The 11,897-nt window shown below is 52.6% G+C and carries 13 protein-coding genes and 3 tRNA genes; 14 read left to right on the plus strand and 2 right to left on the minus strand.

Going from position 1 to position 11,897, the window contains the following annotated elements:
- Positions 1-102: 102 nt before the first annotated feature.
- From BFG58_RS00350 to sdiA, 7 genes are all read left to right on the plus strand, one after another.
- Positions 103-822, plus strand: coding sequence for an RNA polymerase sigma factor FliA (locus BFG58_RS00350; protein WP_008500338.1), 720 nt, complete (start codon positions 103-105; stop codon positions 820-822).
- Between the two features lie 54 nt (positions 823-876).
- Positions 877-1,428, plus strand: coding sequence for a flagella biosynthesis regulatory protein FliZ (gene fliZ, locus BFG58_RS00355; RefSeq protein WP_008500339.1), 552 nt, complete (start codon positions 877-879; stop codon positions 1,426-1,428).
- 86 nt (positions 1,429-1,514) lie between these two features.
- Positions 1,515-2,315 carry a cystine ABC transporter substrate-binding protein gene (gene tcyJ / locus BFG58_RS00360; protein WP_069718964.1) on the plus strand — a complete coding sequence of 267 codons (801 nt, stop codon included), beginning with the start codon at positions 1,515-1,517 and terminating at the stop codon, positions 2,313-2,315.
- Between the two features lie 106 nt (positions 2,316-2,421).
- Entirely contained in the window at positions 2,422-3,408 is a 987-nt protein-coding gene (gene dcyD / locus BFG58_RS00365; protein ID WP_069718965.1) for a D-cysteine desulfhydrase, read from the plus strand.
- A gap of 21 nt (positions 3,409-3,429) precedes the next feature.
- Entirely contained in the window at positions 3,430-4,098 is a 669-nt protein-coding gene (gene tcyL / locus BFG58_RS00370) for a cystine ABC transporter permease (protein ID WP_014884380.1), read from the plus strand.
- Positions 4,095-4,847, plus strand: coding sequence for an L-cystine ABC transporter ATP-binding protein TcyN (gene tcyN, locus BFG58_RS00375; RefSeq protein WP_008500343.1), 753 nt, complete (start codon positions 4,095-4,097; stop codon positions 4,845-4,847). The genes tcyL and tcyN overlap by 4 nt, the downstream gene beginning before the upstream one ends.
- Positions 4,848-5,068: 221 nt before the next feature.
- The gene (gene sdiA / locus BFG58_RS00380; RefSeq protein WP_045908171.1) at positions 5,069-5,791 is read left to right on the plus strand and encodes a transcriptional regulator SdiA; all 723 of its coding nucleotides are present in this window, start codon (positions 5,069-5,071) and stop codon (positions 5,789-5,791) included.
- Positions 5,792-5,857: 66 nt separating this feature from the next.
- On the opposite strand, the gene BFG58_RS00385 is transcribed toward sdiA, so the two are convergent.
- Positions 5,858-6,082 (minus strand): DUF2594 family protein, encoded by a 225-nt coding sequence (locus BFG58_RS00385; protein ID WP_008500345.1) that lies wholly within the window; start codon positions 6,080-6,082, stop codon positions 5,858-5,860.
- A gap of 469 nt (positions 6,083-6,551) precedes the next feature.
- On the opposite strand from BFG58_RS00385, the gene uvrY reads away from it, so the two are divergent.
- From uvrY to BFG58_RS00415, 6 genes are all read left to right on the plus strand, one after another.
- Positions 6,552-7,205 (plus strand): UvrY/SirA/GacA family response regulator transcription factor, encoded by a 654-nt coding sequence (gene uvrY / locus BFG58_RS00390; RefSeq protein ID WP_069718966.1) that lies wholly within the window; start codon positions 6,552-6,554, stop codon positions 7,203-7,205.
- Positions 7,202-9,034, plus strand: a complete 1,833-nt coding sequence (gene uvrC, locus BFG58_RS00395; RefSeq protein WP_008500347.1) for an excinuclease ABC subunit UvrC — start codon at positions 7,202-7,204, stop codon at positions 9,032-9,034. Before uvrY ends, uvrC begins: the two co-directional genes overlap by 4 nt.
- A 56-nt stretch (positions 9,035-9,090) precedes the next feature.
- Positions 9,091-9,639 carry a CDP-diacylglycerol--glycerol-3-phosphate 3-phosphatidyltransferase gene (pgsA, locus tag BFG58_RS00400; protein WP_048029399.1) on the plus strand — a complete coding sequence of 183 codons (549 nt, stop codon included), beginning with the start codon at positions 9,091-9,093 and terminating at the stop codon, positions 9,637-9,639.
- A gap of 152 nt (positions 9,640-9,791) precedes the next feature.
- Positions 9,792-9,867, plus strand: a tRNA-Gly gene (locus BFG58_RS00405).
- A gap of 46 nt (positions 9,868-9,913) precedes the next feature.
- Positions 9,914-9,987: transfer RNA gene (locus tag BFG58_RS00410), tRNA-Cys, on the plus strand.
- A gap of 11 nt (positions 9,988-9,998) precedes the next feature.
- Positions 9,999-10,085, plus strand: a tRNA-Leu gene (locus BFG58_RS00415).
- 596 nt (positions 10,086-10,681) lie between these two features.
- On the opposite strand, the gene BFG58_RS24215 is transcribed toward BFG58_RS00415, so the two are convergent.
- Positions 10,682-10,951, minus strand: a complete 270-nt coding sequence (locus BFG58_RS24215; protein WP_069718967.1) for a hypothetical protein — start codon at positions 10,949-10,951, stop codon at positions 10,682-10,684.
- Positions 10,952-11,131: 180 nt separating this feature from the next.
- Here BFG58_RS24215 and BFG58_RS00425 point away from each other — a divergent pair, with 180 nt between their 5' ends.
- Positions 11,132-11,809, plus strand: coding sequence for a DUF2076 domain-containing protein (locus BFG58_RS00425; RefSeq protein ID WP_069718968.1), 678 nt, complete (start codon positions 11,132-11,134; stop codon positions 11,807-11,809).
- The last annotated feature ends 88 nt before the right edge of the window (positions 11,810-11,897 follow it).

Consider the following 11,897-nt stretch of genomic DNA (forward strand, 5'->3'; position numbering starts at 1 on the left):
ACCTCAGAATAACCTCACTTTATCCCCCTTTTTCATCCAATTGAACGCCCTGCAGAATCGGATAATCATGCCGATAACTCAACTAACGCAGGGCTGTTTATCGTGAATTCACTCTATACCGCTGAAGGTGTAATGGATAAACACTCGCTGTGGCAGCGTTATGTCCCGCTGGTGCGTCACGAAGCATTGCGCCTCCAGGTGCGCTTGCCGGCGAGCGTGGAACTCGACGATCTGCTACAGGCGGGCGGTATCGGGTTATTGAATGCAGTTGACCGATACGACGCTCTGCAAGGAACGGCATTTACGACTTACGCAGTTCAGCGTATTCGTGGTGCGATGCTGGACGAGCTGCGCAGCCGTGACTGGGTGCCGCGCAGTGTTCGCCGCAACGCACGCGAAGTGGCGCATGCGATGGGGCAGCTGGAACAGGAACTGGGACGCAACGCAACGGAAACTGAAGTGGCGGATCGTCTTGGCATTGCTGTTGAAGAGTATCGTCAGATGTTGCTCGATACCAATAATAGCCAACTCTTCTCTTATGACGAGTGGCGAGAAGAGCATGGCGATAGCATCGAGCTGGTGACGGATGAGCACCAGCAAGAAAACCCGTTACACCATTTAATGGAAGGGAATTTACGCCAGCGCGTCATGGAAGCTATTGAAGCTCTGCCTGAACGCGAACAGCTGGTATTGACCCTTTATTACCAGGAAGAGCTTAACCTCAAAGAGATTGGCGCTGTTCTGGAGGTGGGAGAGTCGCGGGTGAGCCAGCTGCACAGCCAGGCCATTAAACGCTTACGAACCAAGCTGGGTAAGTTATAGGTGATTGATTCACCTTAAAAATGCCGCACAACGTATTGACAACCAGGAGTTATCATGACGGTGCAGCAATCTAAAAGACGGCCTTTAAGCCGCTACCTGAAAGACTTTAAACACAGCCAGACGCATTGCGCCCACTGTAACAAGTTACTCGATCGTATCACGCTGGTTCGCCGTGGCGAAATCGTCAATAAGATCGCGATTTCGCGCCTCGACACGTTGATGGACGAAGCAGCATGGCTCGAAGAGCAAAAAGAGTGGGTGGCGCTTTGCCGTTTCTGTGGCGATCTCCACTGCAAAGAGCAAAGCGACTTCTTCGACATTATCGGCTTCAAGCAGTTCCTGTTTGAACAAACGGAGATGAGCCACGGCACCGTGCGCGAATATGTGGTTCGCCTGCGTCGCCTCGGACAACATCTGACCGTGAACAACATTTCCCGCGATCTGCTGAAAACCGGTTATCTGGACGAGAACCTGGAGCCGTGGCTGCCTGCGACCAGCACCAACAACTACCGAATTGCGCTGCGCAAGTATGCACAATATAAGGTACAAATGCCGGGTGCCATAAAGCAGAAAGCCCACGCCGGAACAACTTCTGATATATATTAAAAAAGAATAAGATGTAGCGCAGTCGCCTTTGACGTTGCAGGCGATTTCTCTACACTACGTAAAAATTCCACTATATCGGGGTATTTATGAAATTTGCACTTCTGGGTCGTCAGGCGCTGATGGGTGTTATGGCCGTTGCGCTGGTTGCAGGCATGAGCGTGAAAACGTTCGCCGCAGAAAACCTGCTGAATAAAGTGAAAGAGCGCGGTACGCTGCTGGTCGGGCTGGAAGGAACCTATCCTCCGTTCAGCTTCCAGGGCGATGACGGTAAGCTGACCGGTTTTGAAGTGGAGTTTGCTGAAGAGCTGGCGAAACACCTCGGCGTGAAAGCGTCCCTGAAACCGACCAAATGGGACGGTATGCTGGCGTCGCTGGATTCGAAACGTATTGATGTGGTCATCAACCAGGTCACCATTTCTGACGAGCGTAAGAAGAAGTATGACTTCTCCACCCCGTATACCGTATCCGGTATTCAGGCGCTGGTGAAGAAAGGCAACGAAGGTGGGATTAAAACTGCCGCGGACCTGAAAGGGAAGAAAGTCGGTGTCGGTCTGGGAACCAACTACGAAGAGTGGCTGCGCCAGAACGTGCAGGGCGTAGATATCCGTACCTATGATGATGACCCGACGAAATACCAGGATCTGCGCGTGGGCCGTATCGACGCCATTCTGGTTGACCGCCTGGCGGCGCTGGATCTGGTGAAGAAAACCAACAACACCCTGGCGGTCGCAGGTGATGCGTTCTCTCGTCAGGAATCCGGTGTGGCTATTCGTAAAGGTAACGAAGACCTGGTGAAAGCGATTGACGCGGCGATTGCTGATATGCAAAAAGACGGCAGCCTGAAAGCGCTTTCTGAGAAGTGGTTCGGGGCAGACGTCACGAAATAAGTTTCGGACGTAAAAAAAGGCGCTTTTAAAAGCGCCTTTTTTATTTCTTACGCGTCTGCGTGCATAATGAAAAATATCACATTTTGTCAGAGTTACCGGAGCATCCATGTCACTACAGAATTTAACGCGCTTTCCTCGCCTGGAGTTTATCGGCGCGCCGACGCCGCTGGAGTATCTGCCGCGATTTTCTGATTATTTAGGGCGCGATATTTTTATTAAGCGTGATGACGTAACGCCCATGGCGATGGGGGGCAACAAGCTGCGCAAGCTGGAGTTTCTGGCGGCGGACGCCCTGCGTGAAGGCGCGGATACGCTCATTACTGCCGGGGCCATCCAGTCCAACCACGTTCGCCAGACGGCGGCCGTAGCGGCGAAACTTGGGCTCCACTGCGTGGCGTTGCTGGAAAACCCGATTGGCACGCGGGCTGAAAACTATCTCACCAACGGTAACCGCCTGCTGCTGGATCTGTTTAACGTGCAGGTTGAGATGGTTGAAGCGCTGACCGACCCGACCGCCCAGCTCGATGAGCTGGCGACGCGTCTGGAAGCGCAGGGGTTCCGCCCCTACGTTATCCCCGTCGGCGGGTCGAATGCGCTGGGTGCGATGGGGTATGTGGAAAGCGCGCTGGAGATCGCGCAGCAGTGCGAGGGCGCGGTGAGTCTTTCCTCCGTGGTGGTCGCGTCCGGCAGTGCGGGCACCCATGCAGGGCTGGCGGTGGGGCTGGAGCAACTGCTGCCGGACGTCGAACTGATTGGCGTGACGGTGTCCCGCAGCGTCGCGGATCAGAAGCCAAAAGTGGTTACGTTACAGCAGGCGGTCGCAGAGCAGCTGGAGCTGAAGGCAAAGGCCGATATTCTGCTCTGGGATGACTATTTTGCGCCGGGTTACGGCACGCCGAACGAAGAGGGAATGGAAGCGGTGAAACTGCTGGCGCGCCTCGAGGGCATACTGCTCGATCCGGTCTATACCGGCAAAGCGATGGCCGGACTGATCGACGGCATTGCGCAAAAACGCTTTAAGGATGAAGGGCCGATTTTATTTGTCCATACCGGCGGAGCGCCTGCGCTGTTTGCCTACCATCCTCATGTCTAAAAATCAGGTCGAAAAATAATAATGCAAGAAAGTATTCAACTGGTTATTGATTCTCTGCCGTATCTGCTGAAAGGTGCGGTATTTACGTTACAGCTTAGTATCGGCGGGATGTTCTTTGGGCTGGTTCTGGGTTTTGTGCTGGCCTTGATGCGCATGTCGCCCATCCTGCCGGTGCGCTGGCTGGCGCGCTTTTATATCTCCGTGTTTCGCGGTACGCCGCTTATTGCGCAGCTCTTTATGATTTACTACGGCTTACCGCAGTTTGGTATCGAGCTGGATCCGATCCCGGCGGCGATGATTGGCCTGTCGCTCAATACCGCGGCGTACACCTCCGAAACCCTGCGTGCGGCCATCTCCTCCATTGACAAAGGGCAGTGGGAAGCGGCGGCCAGTATCGGGATGACGCCCTGGCAGACGCTGCGCCGCGCCATTCTGCCGCAGGCGGCGCGCGTGGCGCTTCCGCCGCTCAGCAATAGCTTTATCAGCCTGGTGAAAGATACCTCCCTGGCGGCAACGATTCAGGTTCCGGAGCTTTTCCGTCAGGCACAGCTCATCACCTCCCGTACGCTCGAGGTCTTTACCATGTATCTGGCCGCCTCGCTGATTTACTGGGTGATGGCGACAGTGCTCTCTGCTCTGCAAAACTATTTCGAAAACCAGCTTAACCGCCAGGAGCGTGATCCAAAATGAGTGCAATTGACGTCAAAAACCTGGTGAAAAAATTCCACGGTCAAACGGTGCTCCACGGGATCGATCTGGAGGTCGAGCAGGGCGAAGTGGTGGCGATTATCGGACCGAGCGGTTCGGGAAAGACGACGCTGCTGCGCAGCATTAACCTGCTTGAACAGCCGGAAGGCGGCACCATCCGGGTCGGGGAGATAACGATTGATACCGGGAAATCCATCAGCCAGCAGAAAGGGTTGATTCGCCGCCTGCGCCAGCATGTCGGCTTTGTTTTCCAGAACTTCAATCTTTTCCCACATCGTACGGTGCTGGAGAACATCATTGAAGGTCCGGTTATCGTTAAAGGTGAGCCTAAAGAGGAAGCGACGGCGCGGGCTCGTGAACTGCTCGCCAAAGTTGGGCTGGCGGGAAAAGAGACCAGCTATCCGCGTCGCCTCTCTGGCGGCCAACAGCAGCGCGTGGCGATAGCGCGTGCGCTGGCGATGCGCCCGGACGTGATCCTGTTTGATGAACCGACCTCTGCGCTCGATCCGGAACTGGTGGGCGAGGTGCTGAACACCATTCGCCAGCTGGCGCAGGAGAAACGTACGATGGTGATCGTCACCCATGAAATGAGCTTTGCGCGCGATGTCGCTGACAGAGCCATCTTCATGGATCAGGGGCGGATTGTGGAGCAGGGGCCAGCGAAAAGCCTGTTCGCTAACCCTCAACAGCCGCGAACCCGTCAATTCCTTGAAAAATTCCTTATGCAGTAGCATTTTTGCACGCATTTGCTCCAGAAATTTACTCTGGAGCAAATTATTCTCCCTCTGCACGAGGTCCCCTGTTTTTTTATTCCATCCGGCTCGGATAAACCTTATCGATAGTAAAGTTAATTGTGCTATTGCCGATATTTTGTGGTTAGAAAAAAGTTTTCTGTGTTAGCTTATATTCACCATAATAATGATTATCTGTTCAGAGGCTTCATTTAGTAAGTATGAAGGATTTAGACTTTTTCACCTGGCGACGGGAATGCTCCCTCCGGTTTCAGGAATTGACCTGTGCCGCCGAGGTATATCAGGAGCTGGAGCGTCAAACTCAGGCGCTGGAATTCGATTATTATGCGCTCTGTGTGCGCCATCCCGTGCCATTTACGCGCCCTAAGATCTCCCTGCATACCACTTACCCAAAACTGTGGATGGCGCAATATCAATCCGCGAACTATTTCGCGATCGATCCGGTTTTAAAACCGGAGAATTTCATTCAGGGGCATCTCCCCTGGACAGACGCATTATTCGCTGAGGCGCAGGAATTATGGCATAGCGCCCAGGACCACGGTTTACGCGCCGGAATAACGCAGTGCCTGATGCTGCCGAATCATGCGCTCGGCTTCCTGTCTGTTTCTCGTAGTCGCGTACAGGAAGGGCCATTAGCCCATGAGGAAATAGAGCTGCGGTTGCAAATGCTGGTGCAAATGGCTTTAACCTCCCTGATGCGTTTTGACCATGAGATGGTCATGCCGCCCGAAATGAAATTCAGCAAGCGCGAGCGTGAAATTCTGAAATGGACTGCGGAAGGGAAGACGTCAGCGGAAATAGCGATCATCCTCTCGATCTCAGAGAATACCGTTAACTTCCATCAGAAGAATATGCAGAAGAAATTTAACGCGCCCAATAAGACTCAGATCGCGTGCTACGCGGCGGCAACGGGACTGATCTGACTCCGTAAAACGTTCTGCGTGACAGACGAGCGAACGGCTGAATGCACTGCATCCAGCCGTTTTTTGTTACTGGCGGTAGGCTTGCTTGATTTGCTTAACGGTGTTAGCAAATACCGCTGATTCAGCCTGGTCTTCCATCTCCGCGATTTGTTTTTCCATTTTAATGATCACACGGCCGGCATCAGCCTGGCCCATCGCCTGCAGCATCAGCGTCAGCAGTGCCTTCAGGCAGTTTACTTCCTGTGCCAGTTCCTGGTTATTCTCCGCAGTGGCAAATTCAGGTGTGCTCATTTATTTTCCTCATTATTAAACGGCGCTAGAGCGCGACGACGAAAGTCAAGGCGGCGGAGTATACCACAAGCTAACGCAAAAAATGCAGCGGTTGTTTTTCGTACTTTTACGCGGGTGTTTAATTGCGTAAACAGATCGTACCGGTAAACTCAACCGGGTTAATGACTATTAATTGTTTAGGTCGGGTCCGCTTGCCGTTAATTATTGTTACAAAAAGTTGTTCCCTGTTTTTGTGCAGGTTAAGGCAGCACGTTTTTTTGTAACTTTTTGAATACAGATGATTAAAAAAAGCCGCAAGAGCCCTAAAAACACGGGCTCTCTTTCCACCGCCTGTACAGGCTAATTTCCAAAAACGAGAGCAAAATCGAATAGCCGGTTTTTTAACGTTTTAATCTTGTCATGAAAACCGTTAATATAAACCAAATTATCACTCAGTAGCGTTATCCCTATTCTGGAGACATTTCCTTTKATCAACGTCCTTCTTGTTGATGACCACGAACTGGTGCGCGCAGGGATACGACGCATTCTTGAAGATATTAAAGGTATTAAAGTTGCCGGTGAGGCATGCTGTGGTGAAGATGCGGTAAAATGGTGCCGTACTCACTCCGCCGATGTGGTGCTGATGGATATGAACATGCCCGGTATCGGTGGTCTTGAGGCAACACGCAAAATTGCGCGTACCTTTGTAGACACCAAAGTCATCATGCTGACCGTGCATACCGAAAATCCACTGCCCGCGAAAGTGATGCAGGCGGGGGCCGCGGGTTACCTGAGTAAAGGTGCTGCACCACAGGAAGTCGTCAATGCTATCCGTTCCGTGTTTGCCGGACAGCGTTACATTGCGTCCGACATCGCTCAGCAGATGGCGTTGAGTCAGATTGAGCCCGAGAAAACCGAATCACCCTTTGCCAGTTTGTCCGAGCGTGAATTGCAGATTATGCTGATGATCACCAAAGGTCAGAAGGTGAATGAGATCTCGGAACAGCTGAATCTCAGCCCGAAAACGGTAAACAGCTATCGTTATCGGATGTTCAGTAAACTGAACATTCATGGTGACGTCGAACTGACGCATCTGGCCATCCGACATGGTTTGTGTAATGCGGAGACGTTGTTAAGTCAGTGAGTGATGTGTTCGATTCAAAAGCATTTCTGAAAACCGTAACCAGCCAGCCTGGCGTCTATCGCATGTATGACGCTGGCGGTACGGTTATCTATGTGGGGAAGGCAAAAGATCTTAAAAAACGCCTTTCCAGCTATTTTCGCAGCAACCTGGCCTCCCGTAAGACCGAAGCGCTGGTCTCACTCATCCAGAATATTGATGTTACCGTCACGCACACGGAGACAGAAGCGCTGCTGCTTGAGCACAACTATATTAAGCTGTACCAGCCGCGCTATAACGTCCTGTTGCGCGATGATAAATCCTATCCGTTTATCTTTCTGAGCGGTGACACCCATCCGCGCCTCGCCATGCACCGTGGGGCAAAACATGCGAAGGGAGAATATTTCGGGCCGTTCCCCAATGGCTATGCCGTACGTGAAACGCTGGCGCTGCTGCAAAAAATCTTCCCGATCCGCCAGTGTGAAAACAGCGTTTACCGTAACCGCTCGCGCCCGTGCCTGCAGTACCAGATAGGACGCTGCCTGGGGCCGTGCGTGGCCGGGCTGGTGAGTGAAGAAGAGTATGCCCAGCAGGTGGAGTACGTGCGCCTGTTCCTGGCCGGTAAAGACGATCAGGTGTTAACGCAACTGATCGCGCGGATGGAAAAAGCCAGCGCCGCACTCGAGTTCGAAGAGGCCGCGCGGATCCGCGATCAAATCCAGGCGGTGCGCAGAGTCACGGAGAAACAGTTTGTCTCAAATACCGGTGACGATCTCGATGTGATCGGCGTGGCCTTTGACGCCGGGATGGCCTGCGTGCATGTGCTGTTCATACGCCAGGGCAAAGTGCTCGGCAGCCGCAGCTATTTCCCGAAAGTGCCTGGCGGTACCGAACTGGGCGAAGTGGTGGAAACCTTTGTCGGCCAGTTCTATCTGCAGGGGAGCCAGATGCGCACGCTGCCTTCTGAGATCCTGCTCGATTTTAATCTTGACGATAAAACCCTGCTGGCCGATTCGCTCTCTGAACTGGCGGGGCGCCGGGTCAATGTACAAACCAAACCGCGCGGCGATCGTGCGCGCTATCTGAAGCTTGCGCGGACCAACGCGGCAACGGCGCTGAGCACGAAGCTGTCGCAGCAGTCGACGGTGCACCAGCGTTTAACGGCCCTGGCGGCGCTGCTGAAGCTTCCGGAAGTGAAACGGATGGAGTGTTTCGACATCAGTCATACGATGGGGGAACAGACGGTCGCGTCCTGCGTGGTGTTTGATGCTAACGGTCCGCTGCGCGCCGAGTATCGCCGCTATAACATTACCGGCATCACGCCGGGCGATGACTATGCGGCGATGAATCAGGTGCTGCGTCGTCGCTATGGTAAAGCCATAGAAGAGAGCAAGATCCCGGATGTGATCCTGATTGACGGCGGGAAAGGGCAACTCGGCCAGGCGAAAGCGGTATTTGAATCGCTTGATGTCAGCTGGGATAAAAACCATCCGCTGCTGCTGGGCGTCGCAAAAGGGGCCGATCGTAAGGCCGGTCTGGAGACACTGTTCTTCGAGCCGGAAGGTGAGGGCTTCAGCCTGCCGCCAGACTCCCCGGCGCTGCACGTCATTCAGCATATTCGCGATGAATCACACGATCACGCCATCAGCGGTCACCGTAAAAAACGGGCGAAGGTGAAAAACACCAGCTCACTCGAGACGATCGAAGGGGTGGGGCCAAAACGTCGCCAGATGCTGCTGAAGTATATGGGCGGATTGCAAGGATTACTCAACGCCAGCATGGAGGAAATTGCAAAAGTGCCGGGTATTTCGCAAGGGCTGGCAGAAAAGATCTACTACTCGTTGAAACATTGAGGGCTCTGTAGCAACATAGAGCTAAATTTTACTGACAACAAATAGTTACCGTCACTATGCAATATAATATCCCTACGTTGCTCACTCTTTTTCGTGTCGTACTCATTCCGTTCTTCGTGCTGGCGTTTTACCTGCCGGTTGTCTGGGCACCCTTTGCCTGCGCATTGATCTTCCTTATTGCAGCGGTCACAGACTGGTTTGATGGCTACCTGGCGCGGCGCTGGAATCAAAGCACCCGTTTCGGCGCCTTCCTCGATCCGGTGGCGGATAAGGTGATGGTCGCGATTGCGATGGTGCTGGTGGCTGAGCACTATCATACCTGGTGGGTGACGCTGCCTGCGGCAACCATGATCGGCCGTGAGATTATTATCTCTGCGCTGCGCGAGTGGATGGCGGAACTGGGGAAACGCAGCAGCGTGGCGGTCTCCTGGATTGGGAAAGTAAAAACGACGGCGCAGATGGCGGCGCTGGTCTGGATGCTCTGGCGTCCGAACGCCTGGGTTGAGTGGGCGGGGATTGCCCTCCTGTGGGTGGCGGCAGTGCTGACGTTGTGGTCAATGCTGCAATATTTGAACGCTGCGCGCGGGGATTTGCTTGATCAGTGATCGTTTCGCCGTAATTTTCAGCAAACGATCCGGGGATGCAAAAAATAACGTTGACTCATAACGTCATATCAGTAGAATGCAACGCATCGAACGGCGGCACAGTCAGCCGGACGATAATGAAATCAAGTGGTTAGACATTTACTTGATGACATGCGGGAATAGCTCAGTTGGTAGAGCACGACCTTGCCAAGGTCGGGGTCGCGAGTTCGAGTCTCGTTTCCCGCTCCAGATTAAAGACATGCGCAACAGCGGGTGTCAGTTTAAAAAGTTTTACGGCGCGTTAGCAAAGCGGTTATGTAGCGGATTGCAAATCCGTCTAGTCCGGTTCGACTCCGGAACGCGCCTCCACTTTCTTCCCTGGCCGGATGGTGGAATCGGTAGACACAAGGGATTTAAAATCCCTCGGCGTTCGCGCTGTGTGGGTTCAAGTCCCACTCCGGCTACCATGGGAAAACTAGAATAAAATCAATGATAAGCAGTGTCGTATAAACCACCGAAAGGTGGTTTTTTATTGCCTGCTTTTCGCCATTCAACTTCGCCACAAGAAGAGGGCACTACTGCCCAGCGACCACCACTCAAATGTAGACCACGTGAAAAGTTGCGGTTGATTTCATCCTATTTGATGCCTTTCCGTCATTCTTTAATGACAGGAAGACGTTAAGCCTAAGTCTTTAACATCAAGCCCACCAATCGGTGGGCTTTTTGATAGAGTATGAGCAATTGAGGTCTTCAACGTTCGTCAAAAACCTTGAGTATCGCGATTCGGTATATAAAGTAACCAAGGACAATGAGAGCACCAGACGCTACACCCCAGATAAAACGGGATTCGCCTTTTGAAAATGAAAAGAAATAAATACAGAACAATAGGCCCGCAGAAGCCATTCCCATCCCCAACCCGCGCAAAATTCGAGATGCTATTAATTTGATAATGTCCTGAGTGTTCATAATCCACCAAAAAAGTATTTACACACTTCGTTAAATTCGTGCTTGTTTACATCTGCCACGCTACAGGCGTCAAGAAAAGGTTTCAATTTCTCTTCAACTAAAAAATACAAAGATCCAAATCACCCATACCCTTAAGTCGGTAGTAGAGTGCAGGGTTCTGGTTTTCAAGCTTTCGGGCCGTATAGATAGCTCTCGATGTTTCTGCGCCAATCGTGAGGGCGCTTCCGATGACCACGCCAGCGGCGAACGAGGTCATAATGCGTGACGACACGGCAGCACCCAGTTTTATTCCGGTTAGTTCAGCGAATATGAATTTGCCAGCCATTACGCCGGTAAAATTTTGTGCAATACCCTGAATACTGTCCATGTTAATATTCGCTGCCATAACAGAACGTTAAGCCTAACTCTCTAATATCAAGCCCGGAAAGCAGGGCGATTTTCAGCTAACCTGCAACCAATCTTAAACAAACATTTCACTCGCCAGACACAGGTTGCCGCCGCTGATAAACTGGTTGGTATCCACCCTGGAGAGCGGAAGGTTATTGTCATGCAATATGAAGAACAGCAGCTTATCAACGGCCTTTTCGAGCGCCTTAAACAGGCCGGACAACAAAACAGCCAACGGGATGCAGATGCGGAGCGTCAGATCGCTGAATTTGTCAGACAGCAGCCTGCGGCCCCCTACTATATGGCGCAGTCGATTTTGATTCAGGAAGCGGCGCTGAAACGCCTGCAGGTCCGGGTTCAGGAGCTTGAAAGCGAATTAGCCGCGCAAAAAAGCAAACCCTCGACGGGCGGCAGTTTCCTCGGCGGCCTGTTTGGTGGCGGAAAAAGTAACCCGCAGACTGAAAACAGCTGGAATGCCCAGCCGCAACAGCAGCCGGCGCAGGATTACTCTCGGGCGCCAGCGCCGGCTACTCGCGGCGGTGGTTTTATGGCTGGCGCGCTCCAGACAGCCGCTGGCGTGGCCGGTGGCATCGCGCTTGGCGAGATGCTTACCAGCATGTTCCATCAGTCGCGGCCGGAAGAGATCGTGAACATCATCGAAGAACCGACAATGCCCGTCGGTGGTGAACCGTTTGTCGGTAATCAATACGGCGACGTTAATAACGTCTCTGACACCCGTTTCCTCAACCAGAACGATCCGTTCGGCAGTAATAACGACGCTTGGCAGAACGACGATGTAGATGATGACTACAGCAATGACGACGACAGTTTTATTTAACGACGTTATCGTGTCACCATCGAAATGAAGTTAACCCTGAAAGTTGGGTATCCAACTTTCAGGGTTTTGCTTTTCCGGGTCAAAAAAG

The organism is Enterobacter sp. ku-bf2, from assembly GCF_001742765.1.
GTDB lineage: Bacteria > Pseudomonadota > Gammaproteobacteria > Enterobacterales > Enterobacteriaceae > Enterobacter > Enterobacter quasiroggenkampii.

Bases quoted from the DNA above. Each gene is read 5' to 3' on its own strand.
- dcyD (WP_069718965.1), top strand. From the start codon at position 2,422: ATGTCACTACAGAATTTAACGCGCTTTCCTCGCCTGGAGTTTATCGGC.
- pgsA (WP_048029399.1), top strand. From the start codon at position 9,091: ATGCAATATAATATCCCTACGTTGCTCACTCTTTTTCGTGTCGTACTC.
- sdiA (WP_045908171.1), top strand. From the start codon at position 5,069: ATGAAGGATTTAGACTTTTTCACCTGGCGACGGGAATGCTCCCTCCGG.
- tcyL (WP_014884380.1), top strand. From the start codon at position 3,430: ATGCAAGAAAGTATTCAACTGGTTATTGATTCTCTGCCGTATCTGCTG.
- BFG58_RS24215 (WP_069718967.1), bottom strand. From the start codon at position 10,951: ATGGACAGTATTCAGGGTATTGCACAAAATTTTACCGGCGTAATGGCT.
- tcyJ (WP_069718964.1), top strand. From the start codon at position 1,515: ATGAAATTTGCACTTCTGGGTCGTCAGGCGCTGATGGGTGTTATGGCC.
- BFG58_RS00425 (WP_069718968.1), top strand. From the start codon at position 11,132: ATGCAATATGAAGAACAGCAGCTTATCAACGGCCTTTTCGAGCGCCTT.
- tcyN (WP_008500343.1), top strand. From the start codon at position 4,095: ATGAGTGCAATTGACGTCAAAAACCTGGTGAAAAAATTCCACGGTCAA.
- fliZ (WP_008500339.1), top strand. From the start codon at position 877: ATGACGGTGCAGCAATCTAAAAGACGGCCTTTAAGCCGCTACCTGAAA.
- BFG58_RS00385 (WP_008500345.1), bottom strand. From the start codon at position 6,082: ATGAGCACACCTGAATTTGCCACTGCGGAGAATAACCAGGAACTGGCA.